At 57.0% G+C, this 22,493-nt stretch carries 20 protein-coding genes and 1 pseudogene; 12 read left to right on the top strand and 9 right to left on the bottom strand.

The features are described 5' to 3' along the window. Positions 1 to 55: 55 nt before the first annotated feature. Together B2Q93_RS14100 and B2Q93_RS14095 are read left to right on the top strand one after the other, a co-directional pair. A complete protein-coding gene (locus tag B2Q93_RS14100; RefSeq protein ID WP_046885153.1) occupies positions 56 to 1,258 on the top strand; it encodes an MFS transporter in 1,203 nt (400 codons plus the stop codon). A 217-nt stretch (positions 1,259 to 1,475) separates the two neighbouring features. Beyond that, positions 1,476 to 2,258, top strand: a pseudogene (locus tag B2Q93_RS14095) (phosphate/phosphite/phosphonate ABC transporter substrate-binding protein); the annotation flags it as partial. Here B2Q93_RS14095 and B2Q93_RS14090 read toward each other — a convergent pair. The 3 genes from B2Q93_RS14090 to B2Q93_RS14080 form a co-directional block, all read right to left on the bottom strand. Next, entirely contained in the window at positions 2,256 to 2,522 is a 267-nt protein-coding gene (locus B2Q93_RS14090) for an AzlD domain-containing protein (RefSeq protein WP_286783680.1), read from the bottom strand. The pseudogene B2Q93_RS14095 and the gene B2Q93_RS14090 overlap by 3 nt on opposite strands. A gap of 55 nt (positions 2,523 to 2,577) precedes the next feature. Beyond that, positions 2,578 to 3,315: an AzlC family ABC transporter permease gene (locus B2Q93_RS14085; protein ID WP_286933553.1), complete on the bottom strand. Its 738-nt coding sequence runs from the start codon at positions 3,313 to 3,315 to the stop codon at positions 2,578 to 2,580. A 100-nt stretch (positions 3,316 to 3,415) separates the two neighbouring features. Next, a complete protein-coding gene (locus B2Q93_RS14080) occupies positions 3,416 to 5,704 on the bottom strand; it encodes an FdhF/YdeP family oxidoreductase (protein ID WP_286933551.1) in 2,289 nt (762 codons plus the stop codon). 267 nt (positions 5,705 to 5,971) lie between these two features. Between B2Q93_RS14080 and B2Q93_RS14075 the strand changes: the two genes are divergently transcribed. Continuing rightward, positions 5,972 to 7,030 carry a YncE family protein gene (locus B2Q93_RS14075; protein WP_286933550.1) on the top strand — a complete coding sequence of 353 codons (1,059 nt, stop codon included), beginning with the start codon at positions 5,972 to 5,974 and terminating at the stop codon, positions 7,028 to 7,030. A gap of 10 nt (positions 7,031 to 7,040) precedes the next feature. Further along, positions 7,041 to 9,035 carry a TonB-dependent receptor domain-containing protein gene (locus tag B2Q93_RS14070; protein ID WP_207291894.1) on the top strand — a complete coding sequence of 665 codons (1,995 nt, stop codon included), beginning with the start codon at positions 7,041 to 7,043 and terminating at the stop codon, positions 9,033 to 9,035. A gap of 58 nt (positions 9,036 to 9,093) precedes the next feature. On the opposite strand, the gene ychF is transcribed toward B2Q93_RS14070, so the two are convergent. Beyond that, positions 9,094 to 10,188 (bottom strand): redox-regulated ATPase YchF, encoded by a 1,095-nt coding sequence (gene ychF, locus B2Q93_RS14065; protein WP_040075227.1) that lies wholly within the window; start codon positions 10,186 to 10,188, stop codon positions 9,094 to 9,096. 126 nt (positions 10,189 to 10,314) lie between these two features. Then, positions 10,315 to 10,899 carry an aminoacyl-tRNA hydrolase gene (pth, locus tag B2Q93_RS14060; RefSeq protein ID WP_040075229.1) on the bottom strand — a complete coding sequence of 195 codons (585 nt, stop codon included), beginning with the start codon at positions 10,897 to 10,899 and terminating at the stop codon, positions 10,315 to 10,317. Between the two features lie 273 nt (positions 10,900 to 11,172). On the opposite strand from pth, the gene ychH reads away from it, so the two are divergent. Together ychH and B2Q93_RS14050 are read left to right on the top strand one after the other, a co-directional pair. Further along, the gene (gene ychH, locus B2Q93_RS14055; protein ID WP_046885176.1) at positions 11,173 to 11,448 is read left to right on the top strand and encodes a stress-induced protein YchH; all 276 of its coding nucleotides are present in this window, start codon (positions 11,173 to 11,175) and stop codon (positions 11,446 to 11,448) included. A gap of 116 nt (positions 11,449 to 11,564) precedes the next feature. Beyond that, positions 11,565 to 12,599, top strand: coding sequence for a MerR family transcriptional regulator (locus tag B2Q93_RS14050; RefSeq protein ID WP_286933546.1), 1,035 nt, complete (start codon positions 11,565 to 11,567; stop codon positions 12,597 to 12,599). Here the strand turns inward: B2Q93_RS14050 and dauA are convergent. The 4 genes from dauA to lolB form a co-directional block, all read right to left on the bottom strand. After that, a complete protein-coding gene (gene dauA, locus B2Q93_RS14045; RefSeq protein ID WP_286933544.1) occupies positions 12,594 to 14,270 on the bottom strand; it encodes a C4-dicarboxylic acid transporter DauA in 1,677 nt (558 codons plus the stop codon). The two genes, B2Q93_RS14050 and dauA, sit on opposite strands and share 6 nt — an antisense overlap. A 120-nt stretch (positions 14,271 to 14,390) precedes the next feature. Beyond that, entirely contained in the window at positions 14,391 to 15,338 is a 948-nt protein-coding gene (gene prs, locus B2Q93_RS14040; RefSeq protein ID WP_040078464.1) for a ribose-phosphate diphosphokinase, read from the bottom strand. Positions 15,339 to 15,463: 125 nt separating this feature from the next. Continuing rightward, positions 15,464 to 16,333, bottom strand: coding sequence for a 4-(cytidine 5'-diphospho)-2-C-methyl-D-erythritol kinase (gene ispE, locus B2Q93_RS14035; protein ID WP_040075231.1), 870 nt, complete (start codon positions 16,331 to 16,333; stop codon positions 15,464 to 15,466). Further along, on the bottom strand, positions 16,330 to 16,941 hold the full coding sequence (gene lolB / locus B2Q93_RS14030; RefSeq protein ID WP_040075232.1) for a lipoprotein insertase outer membrane protein LolB: 612 nt from the start codon (positions 16,939 to 16,941) through the stop codon (positions 16,330 to 16,332). The genes ispE and lolB overlap by 4 nt, the downstream gene beginning before the upstream one ends. Before the next feature lie 200 nt (positions 16,942 to 17,141). On the opposite strand from lolB, the gene hemA reads away from it, so the two are divergent. The 6 genes from hemA to kdsA are packed head-to-tail and all read left to right on the top strand — an operon-like array spanning position 17,142 to position 22,442. Continuing rightward, entirely contained in the window at positions 17,142 to 18,398 is a 1,257-nt protein-coding gene (hemA, locus tag B2Q93_RS14025; protein ID WP_040075233.1) for a glutamyl-tRNA reductase, read from the top strand. 42 nt (positions 18,399 to 18,440) lie between these two features. Beyond that, positions 18,441 to 19,523 carry a peptide chain release factor 1 gene (gene prfA, locus B2Q93_RS14020; RefSeq protein WP_046885179.1) on the top strand — a complete coding sequence of 361 codons (1,083 nt, stop codon included), beginning with the start codon at positions 18,441 to 18,443 and terminating at the stop codon, positions 19,521 to 19,523. Further along, on the top strand, positions 19,523 to 20,353 hold the full coding sequence (gene prmC, locus B2Q93_RS14015; protein ID WP_286782375.1) for a peptide chain release factor N(5)-glutamine methyltransferase: 831 nt from the start codon (positions 19,523 to 19,525) through the stop codon (positions 20,351 to 20,353). Before prfA ends, prmC begins: the two co-directional genes overlap by 1 nt. Beyond that, positions 20,350 to 20,739 (top strand): invasion regulator SirB2, encoded by a 390-nt coding sequence (gene sirB2 / locus B2Q93_RS14010; protein ID WP_046885181.1) that lies wholly within the window; start codon positions 20,350 to 20,352, stop codon positions 20,737 to 20,739. Before prmC ends, sirB2 begins: the two co-directional genes overlap by 4 nt. 2 nt (positions 20,740 to 20,741) lie before the next feature. Continuing rightward, positions 20,742 to 21,551 carry an invasion regulator SirB1 gene (gene sirB1, locus B2Q93_RS14005; protein ID WP_040075237.1) on the top strand — a complete coding sequence of 270 codons (810 nt, stop codon included), beginning with the start codon at positions 20,742 to 20,744 and terminating at the stop codon, positions 21,549 to 21,551. 36 nt (positions 21,552 to 21,587) lie between these two features. Beyond that, positions 21,588 to 22,442 (top strand): 3-deoxy-8-phosphooctulonate synthase, encoded by an 855-nt coding sequence (gene kdsA, locus B2Q93_RS14000; protein ID WP_040075238.1) that lies wholly within the window; start codon positions 21,588 to 21,590, stop codon positions 22,440 to 22,442. The last annotated feature ends 51 nt before the right edge of the window (positions 22,443 to 22,493 follow it).

The raw sequence follows: 22,493 nt of genomic DNA, 5'->3' as shown, positions 1-22,493 counted from the left end.
TGAACTTCCTATTATTTGCGACAGATGTCACATTTTAATAACCGGAGAATAACAGATGAATTCATCTATCGCGGCCAGCCAGGCCTTAACCCCTGCCAGACCCGCCTGGCGTGCGGTCTGGTCACTGGGGCTGGGGGTCTTCGGGCTCATTACCGCCGAGTTTTTGCCTGCCAGCCTGCTCACCCCAATGGCGGCAAGCCTGGGCGTTAGCGAGGGCGTGGCAGGGCAGACCGTGACTGCCACTGCGCTGGTGGCGCTGGTGACGGGGTTGCTGATCACTCCGGCGACCAAAAGCATCGATCGGCGCTGGGTGTTAATGTTCTTCTCAATCATGCAGATTGTCTCTAGCTTGCTGGTGGCATTTGCCCCTTCGCTGGAGGTACTGTTGGCAGGCCGTCTGCTGCTGGGCGTGGCGATAGGTGGATTCTGGGCGATGTCTACGGCCACCGCCATGCGCCTGGTACCCCCCGCCGATGTACCAAAAGCGCTGGCGATCATCTTCTCCGGCGTGTCGATTGCCACGGTGGTCGCCGCACCGCTCGGCAGCTATCTTGGCAGCCTGATTGGCTGGCGTAACGTCTTTATCCTCTGTGCGATCCCCAGCGGCCTGGCGCTGCTTTGGCAGCTGTGGGTACTGCCTGCTATGCGTCCGGAAAACAGCGGCAGCCTGCGCACGTTGCTGCATGTACTCCGCCGCCCCGGAATGGTCGGCGGCCTGCTGGCCACCATCCTCATCTTCAGCGGTCATTTTGCCTTCTTCACCTATCTGCGCCCCTTCCTTGAGACCGTTGGCCAGGCGAGCGTCGAGACCATTTCACTGATCCTGCTCGGTTTTGGTATTGCCAACTTTGTGGGGACCTCGATTGCCGGACACCTGCTGGCGCGAAACCTCCGTCTCACGCTGGCTCTGGTGCCGTTTGCCATGGGTATCCTGGCACTGCTGATGGCGGCTTTCGGGCACCTGGCGATGCTGGATGGCCTGCTGGTAGCGCTGTGGGGGTTTGCCTTTGGACTGGTGCCGGTGGGCTGGTCAACCTGGCTTGCCACTACGGTCACGGATGAAGCGGAAAGTGCCGGCGGGTTAATGGTGGCCTCCATTCAACTGGCCATCAGCGCCGGTGCAGCAGGGGGCGGAGCAGTATTTGATCTTAACGGTGCCAGCGGCGTCTTTACCGCCAGCGGCGTGCTGCTGGTCGCTGCGATGGTGATGGTCTTTGCCGGCGTGCGGGTTAAACCGGTAACCGGGCAAGCGGAGTGAGTTCCTTTACCGGCAGCTGCGGTTTTTGATCTCAACTATCATTCTCTACATCACGACCTGCCGGGGGGGCCCTGGTACGGTCTTCGCACGGTGTGGCTGCGCGACAGGGTACGTTATCACCGGCGCAACCAGGAAATTGTGGTAAGGAGGGATAGCGAATGGTTACGCCAGTTCTGGAAACGCCCGTTGGATGTCACTGCCCATCCGGGAGGCGCGGATGAGCAGTCCGCTCGCCTTTCCCATGTACGCGGTTAATCCGGATGACAACCAGGCCTTCTGGCTGGCGGTAAAAACGCAACTGGTGAAGCAGGGGCTGGCCGTCGATCATCTTCAACCCGTCCTGCCCGCCGACCTTCTCCACCACTGGCGCAGCCCCGATCTGCTCCTGAGCCAGAGTTGCGGCTTTCCTTTAATGACCCAACTACCCGATGTGCAGGTAGTGGGAGCATTTCATTACTCGGCGCTGGGATGCGAAGGCGTTCATTACCGCAGCTGGCTGGTGGCCCGCTCAGAGGAGGAGGGCAAAACCCTAGCGGATTTTCGTGGCCGAAGGGTGGTGTGTAACGCCCCCGACTCCTGGTCCGGTTATAACGTGCTGTTGGGCATGATCGCCGGACTCGGCGTTGAAACACATTTTTTCGCTGCGACCCTCTTTAGCGGCAGCCATCGCCAGTCGCTGGTGGCGCTACGCGAAGGGCAGGCGGATATTGCCGCGATCGACTATGTGACCTGGGCGCTATTACAGCGTCATGAGCCGGAGCTGTTGCATGGGTTATCTATTATCGGCCGTAGCCCACTCGCGCCGGGGCTGCCGCTCATCACCCCGGCAGGCACGTCGGATGCGACGCTGTCGGCATTACGCGGCGCACTGGAGGAGGTCGCTCACAGCCCGACGGCGGAAAGGGTGCTGATCAGGGGGTTTAGCGCAATGGCGCGCGAGGCGTGGCAACTACTGTTGACCCGGCGTGATGCCGCCGCCGGGCTCGGGGTCACGCGTCTATCCGAAAAAGAAATTGAGTGCGGTGAAGGCCATCATGCCGACGATGACCGTGGCAAACAGGCTCCGGGTCGCCACCCCGGCCACCGCAGCGACGATGGCCGCCACGAGGGAGAGACTCATGCCGGAGGGGGTAAGCGCCGGTTTACCCAGCAGCTCGGCGGTGATGATCGCCGCCATGATCGCGGCGGGGATGAAGCTTAGCCACTGTTGCACCACCGGGGCGAGCCGGAAACGTGACAGCAGCAGAATCGGTATAGTGCGCATCAGGGCGGTCACCAGGGCAGACGCGACGATCGCCAGCAGAATATTTCGCTCCATATTAGCGCTCTCCTTTGTCGAACAGGCGCAGACCCAGGGTCGATAGGGTCGCGGCCACCGAGGCGGCAATGATAATGACAATGCTGATATCGGTCTGCCCGGAGGTGAAGAGGGTGACGATAACCGCCGCCGAAATGCTGAAGGTCTCCAGAATTTTGCGCTGGCTGGCAAACCACAGCATCAGCACCAGGCCAATAAACATCGACACCAGGCTAAAGCTCAGCCCCTCCATCAATGCCGGTGGCAGCGCGGCGGCGAGCCATGCCCCAACCACGCAGGCCAGGATCCAGTTTAGCCAGGCGGCAACGTTCAGCCCGAACATCCAGGCAAAGCGGACTTTACTTTGCTGGCTGCCATGTTGTACCGCCACGCCGAAGGTTTCGTCCGTTAACAGCAGGCCGCTCACGATCTTTTGTAGGGTAGTGTGTTCGCGAAAAAAGACGCTCATGGCTGAACTCATCAGTAAATAACGCAGGTTGACCAGCAGAACGCTGAACACCACCGAGGCGACCTCTGCCCCCGTCGCCCAGAGGGAGTAAAACAGAAACTGCGCCGACCCGGCGTAAAGCAGGCTGGCCAGCAGTGCGGTTTGTAGGGTGGTGAAACCGGAAAGGGTGCCTATGGCGCCGGCGGCAAAGCCAATGCTCCAGTAGCCCGGAATGGTTGGTAAACAGGCCGATACGCCTGCGCGAAACGCCAAAACGGCATCCCTGTGGAGTGGTTGTGTTTTCATTAACATCGCGCGTCCCGTTTTATCCTCACCGGGTGATTATCTTCAGAAAACGGGGAATGCGCGACAGTAAAATTTATGCCGGGCGTACTGCCCGGCATGACAAACGCTACAGCGGGCGGATCTCTTTCGAGCGCAGCGTAAGGCGAACGGGTACCGATTTGTAAGAAGGGGTGCCGCTCTCTTTATCAAGATAATCCAGCGGCACCAGCACGTTGGCTTCCGGATAATAGGCCCCAACCGAGCCCCGGGCGATGCTGTAGGCGACCACCGTAATATCTTCCAGATGCTGGGCGTGACCCGGCAGCGCGGTTTCGATATCTACCCTGTCGCCATGCTCCAGCCCACGTTCCGTCATGTCCTCTTCGTTCATAAAGAGAATATCGCGGCGGCCAAAGACCCCGCGGTAGCGGTCATCCATGGCATAAATGGTGGTGTTGTACTGGTCATGGCTGCGCAGGGTTATGAGGCGCAGTACACTCTCGCCCACCCCTTTGGCGTTCTCATCAACCCCCTCAAAGACCGAGAACATCGCTTTGCCGCTTGGGGTAGGCCAGAGGCGTTCGGTAGGCGGTAAGGGCATGCGAAAACCGCCCGGCGTGCGGATGCGCTGGTTGTAGTCGGTAAAGCCGGGAATAGTCTGCTCAATACGATCGCGGATCAGATCGTAATCAGCGACCAGCTCCTCCCAGTTGACTTTGCTGTCGGGCAGGGCGGCTCTCGCCATCCCGGCCACAATGGCCGGCTCTGAGAGCAGGTGAGGCGAGGCGGGACGCAGTTTTCCCGACGAGGCATGCACCATCGACATGGAGTCCTCAACCGTTATCGACTGGCGCCCGGTGCGCTGCATATCCAGCTCGGTGCGTCCCAGGCACGGGAAGAGCCAGGTCTCTTTCGCCACCAGCAGATGGGTGCGATTTAGCTTCGTGCCTACGTGAACGCTAAGGTCGAGCTTCTGCAGCGCCGGAAACGCCTGTTCATGGTCGGGCATCGCCACGGCAAAGTTACCGCCCAGGCAGATCAGCGCTTTGGCTTCACCGGCGATCATCGCCTGGGTGGCCATCACCGCATCGTGGCCATGTTTTGTCGGCGGGGTAAAGCCAAACACCTCTTCGATACGGGACAGGAACGCGGCGGTCGGTTTTTCGGTAATGCCCACCGTGCGGTTGCCCTGTACGTTTGAATGGCCACGCAGGGGACAGATGCCCGCGCCGGGCTTCCCAATATTGCCGCGCAGCAGGAGCAGGTCAGCAATCAGGCGCACGTTAGCGGTGCCTTTGTTGTGCTGAGTAACACCCATGCCATAGGTAATGATAGTAGCGTTCGATTTAGCGTAGGCGCGCGCTACCGCGTCCAGATCCTCACGGGTTAACCCGGACTCTTGCTCAATCTCTTCCCAGCCCGTGGCCGCGATATCCGCGGCGAAATCGGCAAATCCCTGGGTATGTGCGTCGATAAACGGCTGGTCGAGGATCCCGCCCTCGCGTACTTCCCTTTCCAGCAGATGTTTGGCGATCCCTTTTAGCGCGGCGGCATCGCCGCCTGCTTTGACCTGAAAGTAGGTTGACGCGATGTCTGTCGAACCCAGGGTTGCCATCTCAACCACGCTTTGCGGATCGGCGAAGCGCTCCAGAGCGCGTTCACGCAGCGGGTTGAAGACGATGATCGGCACGCCGCGGCGCGAGAGTTCATGGAGGGTGCCCATCATCCGAGGGTGGTTAGTCCCGGGGTTATGGCCGATAGAGATAACCAGCTCGGTTTTATCGAAATCTTCCAGCGATACGGTGCCTTTGCCGATGCCGATTGAGCGCGGCAGGCCGGTGCTGGTGGCTTCGTGGCACATATTGGAGCAGTCCGGGAAGTTATTGGTGCCCAGCTCACGGGCAAAAAGCTGCAGTAAAAACGCCGCTTCATTCGACGCCCGGCCAGAGGTATAGAACTCAACGGCGTCGGGGTCGAGTTGACGGAGTTTCTCACCGATTCGCCTGAATGCCTCTTGCCACTCAACCGGGCGGAAGGTGTCGCTGGCTTTGTCATACACCATCGGGTGGGTCAGGCGGCCATAGCCCTCCAGCTCATAATCGCTTTTGGCCCACAGCGAGGAGACGCTGTTGTTGGCAAAAAATTCCGGCGTGACGCGTTTGGTGGTCGCCTCCCAGGTGACGGCTTTTGCGCCGTTTTCACAAAACTGGAAGGTGGATTTGTGTTCTTTATCGGGCCATGCGCAGCCGGGGCAGTCAAAGCCGTCGGGCTGGTTAGTGCGTAACAGCGTAGCAGGGGCTTCCAGGGCATCCATCTGAGTGCGTACGGCGATGGCGGTGGCTTTCAGCGCTCCCCATCCCCCGGCGGGGCCATCGTAATGACGGATGCCGGGAACGGAGCGTCTTTTCTTATTCATTGGAACTCCTGACTGATCTGAAATTGCTACATAAATGTTGCTTATTAGTAATAGCATTTTTAGACGTGGAGAAAAGTAAACATTGGGTCACTGACACCGTACTTTCGTAAGGCCAAGCGGGATCGGGTTGGCATTTTAATATCAGGTGGTTAATAAATACGCAAATAAGGCAAAAATTGGTAGGTATTTAAGCTTGCAGTGCAATTGAATATGATATTAATAATAATTATCATTTGCTTTACGTAATTAAATGTAAAGAAAAATGACATGACACCTCAACAACGTAAGAAGCAAGCATTCTGCGCAGTGGCTATTGCGCTGGCCCTGTACTCTGGTTCAGCGTTAGCAAAAATGTTTAGCGAAAAGGATTTTCACTCCCAGGCGCTGGGGCACGGGGTTTACGAACTGGCCTATGACAACGCCCGGCACACGGTCTATGCCGCCTCTTCCCCCTCTTTTGCGGCCGACAAAACCACCGGCATCCTTTTCGAACTGGCTGCAGACTCTCTGGCGGTGAAAAAGAGCATCGATACCGAACGGCGCATCTTTGCGCTGGCGCTCGATCAGGAGAACCACGTGCTCTGGATGGGCAATGCGCTGGATGGCTCCATCACCGCGCTGGATACCCGCAGCGGCAAGGCGATCAAAATCCTGCAACTGAGTGACGCCAGCGATCCTAAGAAACGGATCCATCCGCGCGAAGCGGTGCTGGATAAGAAGCATCAGCGTCTTTATATCTCCGGCATGGGCGGCAAAGGAAAAGGGCTGCTGTGGGTCGTGGATACGCAAAAACAGGCACTGACGAAAACCCTCGAAGGGATGGATCCGGTTGGGTTTGCGGTGGATGCTGCAGCGGACAAAGTCTATGCCGTAACCGGAAGCGGCGAGCTGGTGACCCTGGATGGCAAGAGTTCAGAGGTGCTTTCGCGCGTGAAGGTGGATCCCAAAGAGACCGACCATTACTTCCTCAATATTGCGCTTAATCCCGCAGCGGGCGTGGGCTATATCGCAGATACCAATACGCGCGATGTGCTGGTGGTCGAGCTGGCGACCGGCAAGCTAAAGCAACGCATCGACACCCCGAACTCCATTGCCGCGCTTTACAACGGCGCGCGCAACGAGGTCTATGTCACCCATCGTAACGATCGCCAGATTAGCGTCATCGTCGCGAAAACCAACGCCGTCAAACACACCATTACAACGGCGGCGATGCCTAACAGCCTGGTGCTCTCTCCCGATGCCAACACGTTGTATGTCAGCGTGAAACAGGATGAGAAGGCGAATAAGGCTGACTACGTTCTCAAGATCGATTTAACCCAACTTTAAGGAATACGTCGTGATAACCAGGACACGCATGGCCGTGGCGATTTCGCTCGCCTTAACCGGCATAACGCCTGCCGCCATCGCCGCCGATAGCGATCCGGCGAACGAAGATCAGCTGGTAGTAACCGCCACCGGTTTCAGCCAGGAGCGCCGCGAAGCACCGGCCACCATCTCGGTGGTCAATGAGAAAGAGTTGAACACCCGCTCGAACCAGAACGTTACCGAGGCACTCCGGGAGATGCCGGGTGTGTTAACGGGCAGCGGCAACGGTAGCCTGGCGACCGGTGACGTGCAGATGCGCGGTATGGACTCGTCCTATACGTCGTATATGGTGAACGGGATCAAGCAGGGGACCCGTGAATCTCGTCCATATGGTCACCACATTGGTACCGAAGCGGCCTTTATGCCGCCGATTGCGGCCATCGAGCGTATAGAGGTCATTCGTGGACCTATGTCTTCGCTGTATGGCTCGGACTCCATCGGTGGGGTGGTCAACGTGATCACCAAAAAAGGCTATAACCTTGATAGCTGGACCGGCGTGCTGGAGGATAACTACTTCCTGCAGGAAAAGAGCGAATACGGTAATACCAACCAGACCAATCTGTTCCTGATGGGGCCCGTTATTCCGGGCAAGCTGGGCGTTAGCCTGGCGGCGGATTATCTGGATCGTCGCGATGATGACAGCCCCGATAAAGAGCGCTTCGTTAAGCACGAGGCGGGCAACCTGGATGCCACCATCTCCATGTCGCCGACCGATACACAGCTCTGGGATCTCAATGCGGTCAAAGGGCATCAGGAGAAAACCCGCCACGGTAACCCCTGGTACTGGGGTTTCGATCGCGATGCAATCTCGCTGTCTCAGCACGCCTGGTACGGTGATATCCTCGAGTCGAAGAACTTTGTCAGCTATGAAAAAGCACGTACTGAGTACCGCGTGCCGTATTTGTCACCGCAATTCGTCAAACAGAATAACTTTGAGGCCAACAGTGCCAACACCTTCACCCTGGGCGATCACAAGCTGACGCTGGGGGCAAACTATACGCGTAATGAGCTGGACGACACCTTCGGCATCGCCGACAAAGAGGTGCCAGGGGTAACGCCGGTAAGCAAGATCAGCCGCGATGGCTGGGCGGTGTTCGCTGAAGATGCATGGATGATTGTGCCAGACTTTACGATGACCACCTCGGCGCGTCTGGATCACGACAGCTACTTCGGCTACCACGTAACGCCGAAACTGTACGGCAACTGGACGCTCGATGAAAACTGGGCAGTAAAAGGCGGCGTCTCTGCGGGCTATAAAAAGCCGGACCTCCGTCAGAACAACTCCGGCTTTACCAGCGTGTATGGCAGCTATCCCTACTCTGAGATTGGTATCGGTAATGACGACCTGAAACCGGAGAAGAGCGTCAACACCGAGGTGGGGGTTTACTGGCAGAAGGATACGCTGGCGCTGGATGCCACTGTCTTCCACACCAAATTCAAAGACAAGATCAGCGATTACACCATCTGTACCGCGACCGCGACGCAGATGTGTGTCTACAACGGTTATGAAGCCGAATCGGTCTCCCAGTACTTTAACGTCAGTGATGCGGAAATTTATGGTCTGGAGCTGAACGGTGACTGGCAGGCCACGCCGACCCTGAAGGCTAACGTAAACTACACCTATACCCACAGCGAGCAGAAGAGCGGCCAGTATAAAGGGGATGCGCTGAACGAATTCCCGACCAGCATGGCCAATATCTCCCTGACCTGGGAAGCGCTGAACGATCTGGAACTCTGGACGAAAGCGAGCTGGCGGAGCAACACGCCGGATATCGGTAAATCCACCTCGACCGAAGCCTATGCTGTAATGGATCTGGGGACGCGGTATCGGGTGAATAAGAACCTGACGTTAATGGCGGGCATCTATAACCTGTTTGATGCGAATCCGCTTCATTCCACCTCTTATAACGAAGCGTCGGTCCTGGAAGGGCGCCGCTACAACCTTGGCGCAAGGGTTGAGTTCTAAGGACAGCTAAAAAAAAATCCACGCCGGGGCGTGGATTTTTTTTTGGGCAGGGGAGAGATTAGACGTTGAACAGGAAATTCATCACGTCGCCATCTTTCACTACGTAATCTTTCCCTTCCGCACGCATCTTACCGGCCTCTTTCGCCCCTTGCTCACCCTTATAGGTGATGAAGTCGTCGAAGGCGATGGTCTGTGCACGAATAAAGCCTTTCTCGAAGTCAGTATGGATTTTACCAGCCGCCTGCGGAGCCGTTGCGCCTACCGGGATGGTCCATGCGCGCACTTCTTTCACGCCAGCGGTGAAGTATGTTTGCAGGTTCAGTAGCTGGTAGCCCGCGCGGATCACGCGGTTCAGACCCGGCTCTTCCAGACCCAGCTCGGCCATAAACTCTTCACGGTCGGCGTCGTCCAGCTCAGCGATGTCGGATTCAACAGCCGCACAAACCGCCACCACAACGGAGCCTTCCGCAGCGGCGATTTCACGTACTTTATCCAGGTAAGGGTTGTTCTCGAAACCGTCTTCATTGACGTTTGCGATATACATGGTTGGCTTCAGAGTCAGGAAGCTCAGATATTTGATCGCCGCTTTGTCTTCGTCGGTCAAGTTTTTCAGCGCACGCAGCATGCCGGCGTTTTCCAGCTGTGGCAGACATTTTTCCAGCGCAGCCTGTTCCGCTTTCGCGTCTTTGTCGCCGCCTTTGGCTTTCTTCTGCACGCGCTGCAGCGCACGTTCACAGGTATCCAGATCCGCCAGCGCCAGTTCGGTGTTGATCACATCGATATCGTCAGCCGGATCCACTTTGTTGTTCACGTGGATAATGTTGTCGTTCTCAAAGCAACGTACAACGTGGCCAATCGCTTCGGTCTCACGGATGTTAGTCAGGAACTGGTTGCCCAGACCTTCACCTTTAGAAGCCCCTTTTACCAGCCCCGCGATATCCACGAACTCCATCGTCGTCGGCAGAATACGCTGTGGCTTAACAATTTCTGCCAGCTGATCCAGGCGTGAGTCAGGCATCGGCACGACACCGGTGTTTGGCTCAATGGTACAGAACGGGAAGTTAGCCGCTTCGATACCCGCTTTCGTGAGCGCATTGAACAGGGTGGATTTGCCAACGTTAGGCAGACCAACGATACCGCATTTGAATCCCATTTCTGAATCACCTTAATATCTTGATATTCAACACGTTAAACATAACGAGTCGAAGAAAAGTAAATAACTACGCCTATTATACACGTAACCCGCAGCGCGCGGGGCAAAAAAGGGGCGTGACGCCGCTTATTGCGCTTTGAAAGCATGCAGACGATTAGTGGCTTTGGTTAAGCCCTCTTTAATCCAGATCTCCGTACAACGCACCGCTTCGTCAACCGCGTCGTCGATCAATTTCTGCTCGGAGGCGGGAGGTTTACCTAACACAAAGCCTACAACTTTGTTTTTATCGCCCGGATGGCCTATCCCGACGCGCAAACGGTGGAAATTCGGGTTATTGCCCAGTTTGCTAATAATGTCTTTTAAGCCGTTATGGCCACCGTGGCCGCCACCGAGTTTAAACTTCGCCACGCCGGGCGGCAGGTCGAGCTCATCATGCGCCACCAGGATTTCGTCCGGGTTGATGCGATAAAAGGTGGCCATCGCCGCCACGGCTTTGCCGCTTAAATTCATAAAGGTGGTCGGCACCAGCAGACGCACATCTGCCCCGGCAAGGTTAATGCGGGAGGTATAGCCGAAGAATTTTGGCTCTTCGCGCAGGGGGGCACGTAACCGCTCAGCCAGCAGGTCGACATACCATGCGCCCGCATTGTGGCGGGTTGCCGCATATTCCGCGCCAGGGTTGGCCAGGCCGACAATCAATTTAATCGTCACGTTTAACTTCCTGAGGGTTCTAAGTCTGGCGCGTAGTGTACTGTCTGCCGCGCCGCTTGACAAAATTCTGCCGCCCGATGTTTTGGAATGGAATAATTTCCCCGCTGAATCATTAGATTTTCAAGTGGCTCAATAGGTTATTTGTAAAGTTTTGTTGACTCAAAGTGCATAAATGTGATCGCTCCCGCAATCAATAAAAGGGGGGCTGTCTATACTTTGCACATCAGGATTAGGGATAGTTAACCCTGCAACCCAAAGTTCCGGAGGTGACACATGAAACGCAGAAACGCTTCGTTACTCGGTAACGTGCTCATGGGGTTGGGATTGATCGTCATGGTAGGGGGCGTCGGTTACTCTATTTTAAACCAGCTTCCGCAATTTAACCTGCCACAATACTTTGCGCATGGCGCGATACTGAGCATCTTCCTGGGCGCCGTTCTCTGGCTCGCAGGAGCCCGCGTCAGCGGCCATGAGCAGGTCTGCGACAAATACTGGTGGGTACGCCACTACGACAAACGTTGTCGCCGCGATCAACATAAGCCCAGTTAATCTGGGATGCCATCATGACGGTTCCTGCGGGAGCCGTTTTTTTTTGCCCCTTGCCTTGACCCTCACGTAACGTCAGGATCCACAGTGTCATCGATGGCGCGAAAAAAGGAGCAGCAATGTTAATTCAGGTTGGGCAGTTGGCAACGCGAGCGGGGATCACCGTCCGGACACTTCACCACTATGAACAAACAGGCTTACTGCTCCCCTCCGCCAGAAGTGCGGCAGGCTACCGACTCTATAACCTGGCGGATGTTCAGCGCCTGCACCGTATTCAGGTGCTGGCTAAAGCCGGGCTGGAGCTTGCTGAGATAAAGGATTGCCTCGATCGGGATACGCACTCTATGGCTGAACTGCTTGATGGGCAAATTGCCTTGCTGGATAAGCAACTACGCAGCATTCATACCCTGCGAGAGCAGCTGGCTGGCCTGCGCTGCAAACTGGCCGCCGGCGGCGAGCCCGATCTGGAGTCCTGGCTACATACGCTGGAGTTAATGAATATGTACGATCGCTGGTTTAGCAAAGAAGAGTTACAGCAGTTGCCGTTTGCCCTACAGGGAGAGGCGCTTGCCGACATCTGGAGCGGGCTGGTTGCCGAGGCGCAGGCGTTGCTGGAAGAGAACGTTGGGGTGGATGATCCGCGCGCGACAGCATTAGCCACCCGCTGGATGACGCAGCTGGAACAAGATACCGCCGGCAAGCCCGAGTTTCTGACCCGGCTGAACGAGATGCACAGCGTGGAGCCGCAGATGCGCGAACAGACCGGTATCAACACCGATATCCTCGATTTTATCACCCGGGCCTTTGCCGAGAGCAAGCTCGCCATCTGGCAGCGCTATCTCACCCCGCAGGAGATGGCCTTTACCCGCGCCCACTACTTTGATCGGATGATGGAGTGGCCCTCGCTGGTGGCGAAACTGCACCAGGCCTGTCGGGAAGGGCTGTCAGCCGCGAGCCCGCAGGCGCAGGCTCTGGCGCAAACGTGGCTCGAACTGTTTCAGTCCTATGCAGGAACCGACCCGGTGACGCAGCAGAAATTTCGCCAGGCGATGGAGCAGGAGCCCCATCTGATGAAAGGGACCTGGATGACGCCTGAAGTGCTTGGCTGGCTACAACAGGCGATTGGCATCATGATGCAGCGCCGCTATTCATAACGTTTCTAACGCTGCGTCGCGGGTCGGATAGAATGACAAGCGGCCAGCAACTGGCTGGATCCCCGCACGCGCCATACTGCGCAGCGGCTGGAACTCCAGGTTACAGATCCGTAATTCACAGCCTTCCGGCAGACGTTGCACAACGCGCTGGAAGGCGTCCAGACCGCCCGCATCCAGTACCGGCACTGCGTCCCACTCCAGCACCACGACGCGTTTATCTACGATTCGGGCCTCCAGGTCATTAAACACCCCCTCTGCCGCTGCGAAGAACAGCGGGCCGATAACCCGCAGCACCAGCACGTCGTCGGGCACAATGACGTTTACCGTGGCAAGTCGCGTCATGCGGGCAATACGGCGCATAAAGAGCAGGGATGCCAGTACGATCCCGACGCTAATCGCTATCACCATGTCGAACAAGACGGTCAGGGACATACAGATGAGCATCACGATGATGTCGTCTTTCGGGGCCCGGCGCAGCAGGTTCACTACCTTGTGCGCCTCGCTCATGTTCCAGGCCACCATCAGCAGCAGGGCAGCCATCGCCGAGAGTGGCAGCCATGAGAGTAACGGTGCCAGCACCAGCAGGGCGAGGATCACCAGCAGGGCGTGGATCACCGCGGAGATGGGCGACGTCGCCCCGGCGCGTACGTTGGCGGCAGAACGGGCAATCGCGGCCGTGGCGGTGATCCCGCCAAAGAACGGCGCAACGATATTCCCCAGCCCCTGGCCTATCAGTTCACTGTTGGCGTTGTGTTTAGTGCCCGTCATGCCGTCCAGCACCACGGCGCACAGGAGTGATTCGATAGCACCCAGCATCGCCATTGAAAACGCGGCGGGAAGCAGGGCTTGCAGGGAATCCCAGCTCAGGGTGAAATCAGAACCCGGCATATCCCAGGGGAGAATCAACTGGGGTAACAGCTGCGGAATACCGTTGCCCTGCGTGCCATCCGCCAGCAGATAGTGGAACTGCGAACCGATGGTGGCCACCTGCCCACCCAACAGGTTCACTACGCCCATGACCCCACAGCCCAGCAGTAGCGCCGGGAGATGCCCCGGTAGGCGAATGCCTAACCGTGGCCACAGAATTAAGGTGCCGAGCGTGACGATGCCAATCGCGGCATCCCCCAGATTGACCGTCGGCAGCGCCATCGCCAGCGCGCCCACCTTTTGCAAGTAATGTTCCGGCACATGCGTTAACTGCAGGCCAAGAAAATCTTTTATCTGCATGGTCCCGATAGTGATCCCGATCCCGGAGGTGAAGCCCAGGGTCACCGGAAGGGGGATGTACTCAATCAACCTGCCGAAGCGCGCCAGGCCAAACAGGATCAGAAATCCGCCTGACATCAGGGTGGCAACCAGCAGGCCGGCAAGACCAAACTGCTGGGAAACCGGATAGAGAATCACGACAAAGGCGGCGGTGGGGCCGGAGACGCTGTAGCGCGATCCGCCGCTCAGGGCGATAACGATCCCCGCCACTGCGGCGGTGTAGAGGCCATACTGCGGCGCCACGCCGCTCCCTATCGCCAGCGCCATCGCCAGCGGGATGGCGATAATGCCGACGGTGATCCCGGCTATCAGGTCACGCGTCAGGCGCGATAGGGTGTACTTCTCTTTCCAGCAAGCGTCGATGAGGGCGCGAAAGGGCAGAACATGAGAGGAAGCGTTTTTCACAATCATCATCCGTGTGCGCATCATCTGTCATATCAATGGCAGGTGAAGGAGGCATTAATCATACAAATGAAACTCACAGACAAAAAAACCCGCCGTAGCGGGTTTTCAGGCTGCGTCCGATTAGTGTTCGAACATAGCCGAGATAGATTCTTCGTTGCTGATACGACGAATCGCTTCGGCCAGCATCCCGGAGAGGGTCAGGGTGCGCACGTTTGGCAGCGCCTTGATCTCATCACTTAACGGGATAGTGTCGCAAACCACAACTTCATCAATAACGGAGTTGCGCAGGTTGTTTACCGCATTACCCGAGAAGATAGGGTGTGTTGCATAAGCGAATACACGCTTAGCACCACGCTCTTTCAGGGCTTCCGCAGCTTTGCACAGGGTGCCGCCGGTATCGATCATGTCATCAACCAGCACGCAGTCGCGGCCAGCAACGTCACCGATGATGTGCATCACCTGAGAGACGTTAGCGCGCGGACGACGCTTGTCGATGATCGCCATGTCGGTGTCGTTCAGCAGTTTGGCAATAGCACGTGCGCGAACCACGCCGCCGATATCCGGAGAAACCACAATAGGATTGTCCAGGTTGAGATGCAGCATATCTTCGAGCAGGATTGGGCTGCCGAATACGTTATCAACCGGAACGTCGAAGAAGCCCTGGATCTGCTCAGCGTGCAGGTCAACCGTCAGAACACGGTCAACGCCTACGCTGGAGAGGAAGTCAGCAACAACTTTAGCGGTAATTGGCACACGCGCGGAGCGGACGCGACGGTCCTGGCGGGCATAGCCAAAGTAAGGGATAACAGCCGTGATACGGCCTGCAGAAGCACGGCGCAGGGCATCGACCATAACAACCAATTCCATCAGGTTGTCGTTCGTTGGAGCACAGGTGGACTGGATGATGAAAATATCACCACCGCGTACATTTTCGTTAATTTGTACGCTGACTTCGCCGTCGCTAAAGCGACCTACAGCGGCGTCGCCGAGAGAAGTGTACAGGCGGTTGGCAATACGTTGTGCTAGTTCCGGGGTGGCGTTACCAGCAAAAAGCTTCATATCAGGCACGAGAAGAACCTCAGGCATGCGTCCAGTGGTGGATAACCTTCGCCAAAAACTGTGCGGGCCAGGCGAACGCTATCCAGGCGGTGTATTAAAGAGCGCGATGCAACGTCTGGAACAGGGTGACGTTGTCACCGAAACTCAGGTTGCGCCAGAATGGCCTGTCGTAGCGGGGAGATGTTCACACCTCGCGCCACAAAACCGTGCAGCCATTCCGGGGCCAGCTCGAGCACCTGACGTGCAGCAGTCTCTGTGTCAAATTCAGCAAAGACACAGGCTCCTGTGCCAGTCAGGCGCGACGGCGCGTATTCTAACAGCCAGGAAAGCGCCGCATCAACCTCGCGAAAACGTTTTCTTGCGATATCCTCGCAATCATTGCTGAATTCACAATTTAATAACGTTTCTATTGACCGCACCGGCGTATTACGTGTTAGCCCCGGATCCTTGAAAATGACTGGCGTCGGAATGCTGACGCCAGGATGGGCCACCAGGTACCACTTTTCCGGCGGATTCACTGGCGTGAGCACTTCGCCCACCCCTTCGGCAAAGGCCGCGTGACCCCGCACAAAGACCGGGACATCGGCGCCAAGAGTCAGGCCCAGTTCGGCCAGCTCATCGTCAGAGAGCCCGCAGCCCCAAAGATGATTCAACACCACCAGCACCGTGGCGGCGTTAGACGACCCGCCGCCCAGTCCACCGCCCATCGGCAGACGCTTCTCAACGCGAATATCCGCGCCGCTTCCGGCGGGCAGGCGACCGGACTGCTGCGCCGCGTTCATCAGAAGGCGCGCCGCACGCACAATCAGGTTGTCTTCGTTTTCCACCCCTTCAACAGGGGTCAGCAAGTTGAGTTGCCCATCCTGGCGCAACGCAATGGAGAGCGTGTCGCCATAATCAACAAACTGGAATAACGTCTGAAGCGTGTGATAACCATCGGCACGCTGTCCTGTAATGTATAAAAACAGGTTCAGTTTTGCAGGAGAGGGCCAGTGGGTCATCATTTGACAATCCAGTTATCCATTTTCAGCTTGATACGCTGGCTGCCCTCGGTCAGCTCCAGGCTGGAGGGTAGCGCCGTTTTACCGCTGCTGTCATAGCCGCCATAAACCACTTTCCAGTTTTTACCATTCTGGCTGTAGTTTACCTGGCTCAGGCGATACTGGTCGTCGAGTTTGTAATCGGTGGCATCGCCCGGCAGACCCAGGATCCACTGACGCAGGCTGCTGATGGGGATCGGCATGCCGGTCAGCTTACCAATCATCTCTTCCGCGTCCGTTCCGCTATATTTCTGCCCTTTATTGTCGGTGATCTGCACGGTACCGGGCTGGGCAAGCAGTTCCATTTCGGTGCTGCCCAGCGGGTTCAGCAGCAGCAGACGATAGCGATCCTGGCCGGTCTGTTGCCAGAAGAAGCGGGCGTAGACTTTCTGCTGATCGGACAGGTAGGCGAAGGCGCCACGGGTCTGGTATTGGTTTAACGAACGCACCTCTTGCTGATGCTGGCGCCACTGAGGCGAATCAGGGCTTTTACCCGGACCTTTTGGCGGAGTAATCGAACATGCAGTAAGCACCAGCGCGGCCAGGGGCAGCAGGCGAATCATTCTGGTCATAATGATGACAAATCCTTGAGATACGTGGCAGTTATAACTGTTAATGCTAGCGTCCCGTCGTGGTAGCGTCTACGTTCAAATTATCTCAAAGCGCGATCTAAGCTATTACTCCGAAAGGGGGCTGTCTCTTTTATTGATCTCGCGCATCCTGTATGATGCGACCTGCTAACCTTATTAACGCTGGTACTACTCCCGCTCACATGACCCTTTTAGCACTCGGTATTAACCACAAAACAGCCCCGGTTTCACTGCGAGAACGCGTTACGTTTTCGCCGGATAATCTCGACCAGGCGCTGGAGAGCCTCCTTGCCCAACCGATGGTGCAGGGCGGCGTGGTGCTGTCGACGTGCAACCGTACCGAGCTGTACCTGAGCGTAGAGGAGCAGGATAACCTGCACGAAGCGCTCATTCGCTGGCTATGTGAATACCATAATCTGAACGAAGATGAGCTGCGAAATAGCCTTTACTGGCACCACGACAACGACGCGGTCAGCCATTTAATGCGCGTCGCCAGCGGCCTGGATTCGCTGGTGCTTGGCGAGCCTCAGATCCTCGGACAGGTTAAAAAAGCCTTTGCGGACTCCCAGAAGGGGCATCTGAAGGCCAGCGAACTGGAGCGCATGTTCCAGAAATCATTCTCTGTCGCCAAGCGAGTGCGAACCGAAACCGACATTGGTGCCAGTGCGGTATCTGTTGCTTTTGCTGCCTGTACTCTGGCGCGTCAAATCTTTGAATCGCTCTCCACGGTCACTGTTTTACTGGTTGGCGCAGGGGAGACCATTGAGCTGGTCGCCCGTCACCTGCGCGAACATAAAGTCAAAAAGATGATCATCGCCAACCGCACCCGCGAACGTGCGCAAGCGCTGGCAGAGGAGGTCGGGGCCGAAGTGGTCTCGTTGAGCGATATCGACGCGCGCCTGCAGGAGGCGGATATTATTATCAGCTCTACCGCCAGCCCGCTGCCCATTATTGGCAAAGGCATGGTGGAGCGCGCCCTAAAATCGCGTCGTAATCAGCCGATGCTGCTGGTGGACATCGCCGTCCCGCGCGATGTCGAACCGGAAGTAGGCAAGCTGGCTAACGCGTATTTATACAGCGTGGACGATCTGCAGAGCATCATTTCGCACAACCTTGCCCAGCGTAAGGCGGCGGCGGTGCAGGCAGAGACTATTGTCGAGCAAGAAACCAGCGAATTTATGGCCTGGCTGCGGGCACAAAGCGCCAGCCAGACTATCCGTGAATACCGTGGCCAGGCTGAACAGGTTCGCAATGAACTGACGGCAAAAGCGATGGCAGCCCTCGAACAGGGCGGCGATCCGCAGGTCATCATGCAGGATCTGGCGTGGAAACTGACGAATCGTCTTATCCATGCACCAACCAAATCACTTCAACAGGCCGCCCGTGACGGGGATGACGAACGCCTGAATATTCTGCGCGACAGCCTCGGGCTGGAATAGCGCCCTCTACCCCCAATTATATAACAAGGTGCACTTACGCCTATGAAGCCCTCTATCGTCGCCAAACTGGAAGCTCTGCACGAGCGTCATGAAGAAGTTCAGGCTCTGCTCGGCGATGCCGCGACCATTGCCGATCAGGAGCGTTTTCGCGCGCTGTCGCGTGAATATGCGCAGCTGAGCGATGTTGCGCGTTGCTTTACCGCCTGGCAGCAGGTTCAGGAAGATATTGAAACGGCGCAGATGATGCTCGACGATCCGGAAATGCGCGAAATGGCGCAGGAAGAGCTGCAGGAGGCCAGGGCCCGTTCCGAAGAGATGGAACAAGAGCTGCAGGTGCTGTTGTTGCCAAAAGATCCGGACGACGAACGCAATGCGTTTGTGGAAGTGCGCGCCGGAACCGGCGGTGATGAAGCGGCGCTTTTTGCCGGCGATCTGTTCCGGATGTACAGCCGTTATGCGGAGTCCCGTCGCTGGCGCGTGGAGATCATGAGCGCCAGCGAGGGCGAACACGGTGGCTATAAAGAGGTGATCGCCAAGATCAGCGGTGACGGTGCTTATGGCCGTCTGAAGTTTGAATCTGGCGGCCATCGCGTGCAGCGCGTGCCGGCGACTGAATCTCAGGGCCGTATCCATACCTCCGCCTGCACCGTGGCGGTGATGCCGGAACTGCCTGAAGCGGAACTGCCGGACATCAACCCGGCCGATCTGCGTATCGATACCTTCCGCTCCTCCGGCGCGGGTGGCCAGCACGTTAACACCACCGATTCTGCAATCCGTATTACCCACCTGCCCACCGGGATCGTGGTGGAGTGTCAGGATGAACGTTCACAGCACAAAAACAAAGCCAAAGCGCTGTCGGTGCTGGGTGCGCGTATCCATGCGGCTGAGGTGGCAAAACGCCAGCAGGCCGAAGCCTCTACCCGCCGTAACCTGCTGGGTAGCGGCGATCGCAGCGATCGTAACCGTACCTACAACTTCCCGCAGGGTCGCGTGACTGACCACCGTATTAACCTCACCATCTATCGTCTGGATGAGACCATGGAAGGCAAGCTCGACGCCCTGATTGAGCCCATCGTGCAGGAGTACCAGGCCGATCAGCTGGCGGCGCTGGCAGAGCAGGATTAATGGATTTTCACCACTGGCTACAGCAGGCTATTGCAGCGCTGGCGGAGAGCGAAAGCCCCCGCCGCGACGCCGAGATCCTGCTGGAGCATGTGACCGGCAAGGCACGCACCTATATTCTCGCGTTCGGTGAAACGCCACTGACGGCTGAACAGCAGGCACAGCTGGATGAACTGCTGGCCCGACGCAAAACCGGCGAGCCGGTGGCGCATCTGGTCGGCGAGCGTGAGTTCTGGTCGCTACCGTTGTATGTCTCTGCGGCCACGCTGATCCCGCGTCCGGATACCGAGTGTCTGGTGGAGCAGGCGCTGGCGCGTCTGCCTGCAACCCCCTGCGAGATTCTCGATCTCGGCACCGGTACCGGTGCCATCGCGTTGGCCCTGGCCAGCGAGCGGCCCGATTGCGCTATCACCGCCGTCGACCTGATGCCCGATGCGGTGGCGCTGGCGCAACGCAATGTGGCCCGCCACGCCTTAAGCAACGTCACCGTCCTTTGCAGTAGCTGGTTCAGTGCGCTGGGCAACCAGACATTCTCAATGATCGTCAGCAATCCGCCCTATATCGATGAGCTCGACCCGCATCTGTCGCAGGGCGATGTGCGCTTTGAGCCGCTGACCGCACTGGTGGCGGCCAATGCGGGGCTGGCCGATCTTGACCACATCATTACCAGAGCGCGTCACCACTTGCAGCCAGACGGCTGGCTGTTACTGGAGCACGGCTGGACGCAGGGCGAAGCGGTACGCGAACTTTTTTGCGCGGCAGGCTATACCTCGGTGGAGACCTGTCGTGACTACGGCGGCAATGAACGCCTGACGCTGGGAAAACGGGCATGAGTTTCAGTCTGTTAATCACCCTGCATATTTCTGCCGTGGTACTCACCATCAGTTTTTTCATCCTGCGGTACTGGTGGCGTTACAGCAATAATGCGCTGATAAACGCCCGCTGGGTACGCGTTGCGCCGCACTGCGTTGATACCGTCCTGTTTCTTTCCGGGGTCGGTTTAATGTGGAAAACGGGCTATCTGCCCTTTACGCAAGAAGGGGGATGGCTGACTGAGAAGCTGTTTGGCGTTATCATCTACATCGTTTTGGGTTTTATTGCGCTGGGGCGACGTCGTCCGCGCAGCCAGCAGGCGGGGTTTATCGCCTTTTTGCTGGGGCTGGTGGTGCTGTACATCATCATTAAACTCGCCACCACAAGAATACCGTTACTGGGGTAAGTATGAAGTCCTTAGCCGATTTCGAATTTAACAAAGTGCCGTTGTGCGATGGAATGGTCCAGATATCCGAGATAATCCGCGATGATTTCAACGCGCAGTATGTCTACGATGAACTGGAACATCTCGCCAGCCTGGCGCGCGAAGAAATTAGCGAAGCACGTCCACAGGAGTGGCAACTGGAAAAGCTGATTTCGCTTTTCTATGGCGAATGGGGATTCGGCGATAAACGTGGCGTTTATCGTCTGTCGGATGCCCTGTGGCTGGACCAGGTTCTGAAACACCGCCAGGGAAGCGCGGTGTCGCTGGGGGCCATTTTCCTGTGGGTGGCCCACCGTCTGGATATTCCACTGGTGCCGGTCATTTTCCCGACGCAGATGATCCTGCGCGGCGAGTGGCTGGACGGCGAAATGTGGTTAATCAATCCCTTTAACGGCGAGACGCTCAACGAGCACACCCTCGACGTCTGGTTAAAGGGGAACATCAGCCCGGTGGCTGAGCTGTTCAATGAAGATCTGGACGAAGCCGACAACGCCGAGGTGATCCGCAAATTGCTGGATACCCTCAAGTCCGCACTGATGGAAGAGCGGCAGATGGAGCTGGCCTTACGGGCCAGTGAAGTGCTGTTACAGTTCAATCCGGAAGACCCTTATGAAATCCGCGATCGTGGCCTGATTTACGTTCAACTGGAGTGCGACCACGTCGCGCTGAACGATCTGAGCTATTTCGTGGAACAGTGCCCGGAAGATCCGATCAGCGAGATGATTCGCGCGCAGATCAACTCCATCGCGCACAAACCGATTACACTGCATTAATCATAATTCCGATTCACCTTTGAATAAGGCAATCCTATGAAACAAAAAGTGGTTAGCATTGGCGACATTAATGTAGCGAACGACCTGCCGTTCGTGCTGTTCGGCGGCATGAACGTTCTGGAGTCTCGTGACCTCGCCATGCGCATCTGCGAACACTACGTGACCGTGACCCAGAAGCTGGGCATCCCGTATGTGTTCAAAGCCTCTTTTGATAAAGCCAACCGCTCCTCTATTCACTCTTACCGCGGCCCGGGCCTGGAAGAGGGGATGAAAATTTTCCAGGAGCTGAAGCAGACTTTCGGCGTGAAGATCATTACCGACGTACACGAATCCGCACAGGCGCAGCCAGTCGCAGACGTGGTTGACGTCATTCAGCTGCCTGCGTTCCTTGCCCGTCAGACCGACCTGGTCGAAGCGATGGCGAAGACCGGCGCCGTAATTAACGTGAAGAAGCCGCAGTTCGTAAGCCCTGGTCAGATGGGGAATATCGTCGATAAGTTCATCGAAGGCGGTAACGACAAGGTTATTCTGTGTGACCGTGGGGCGAACTTCGGTTATGACAACCTGGTTGTCGATATGCTGGGCTTTGGCGTTATGAAGAACGTCTCTAACCAGTCGCCGGTGATCTTTGACGTCACCCACGCGCTGCAGTGCCGCGACCCGTTTGGTGCCGCGTCTGGCGGCCGTCGCGCCCAGGTGACTGAACTGGCGCGCGCCGGGATGGCAACCGGTCTGGCCGGTCTGTTTATCGAAGCGCACCCGGATCCAGCCAACGCGAAATGCGATGGCCCGTCCGCGCTGCCTTTGGATAAGCTGGAGCCATTCCTGAAACAGATCAAAGCGATTGACGATCTGGTCAAGAACTTTGAAGAGCTGGATACCAGCAACTAATAAAAAAAACCCGCCTCGGCGGGTTTTTTTTGGCCTGAAGCCAGACACGCA

Origin of the sequence: Leclercia sp. UBA5958, from assembly GCF_002430365.1 — a bacterium.
GTDB lineage: Bacteria > Pseudomonadota > Gammaproteobacteria > Enterobacterales > Enterobacteriaceae > Enterobacter > Enterobacter pneumoniae.
Note: the sequence above shows the minus strand (reverse complement) of the source record. Positions and strands in the feature narration are given on the sequence as shown.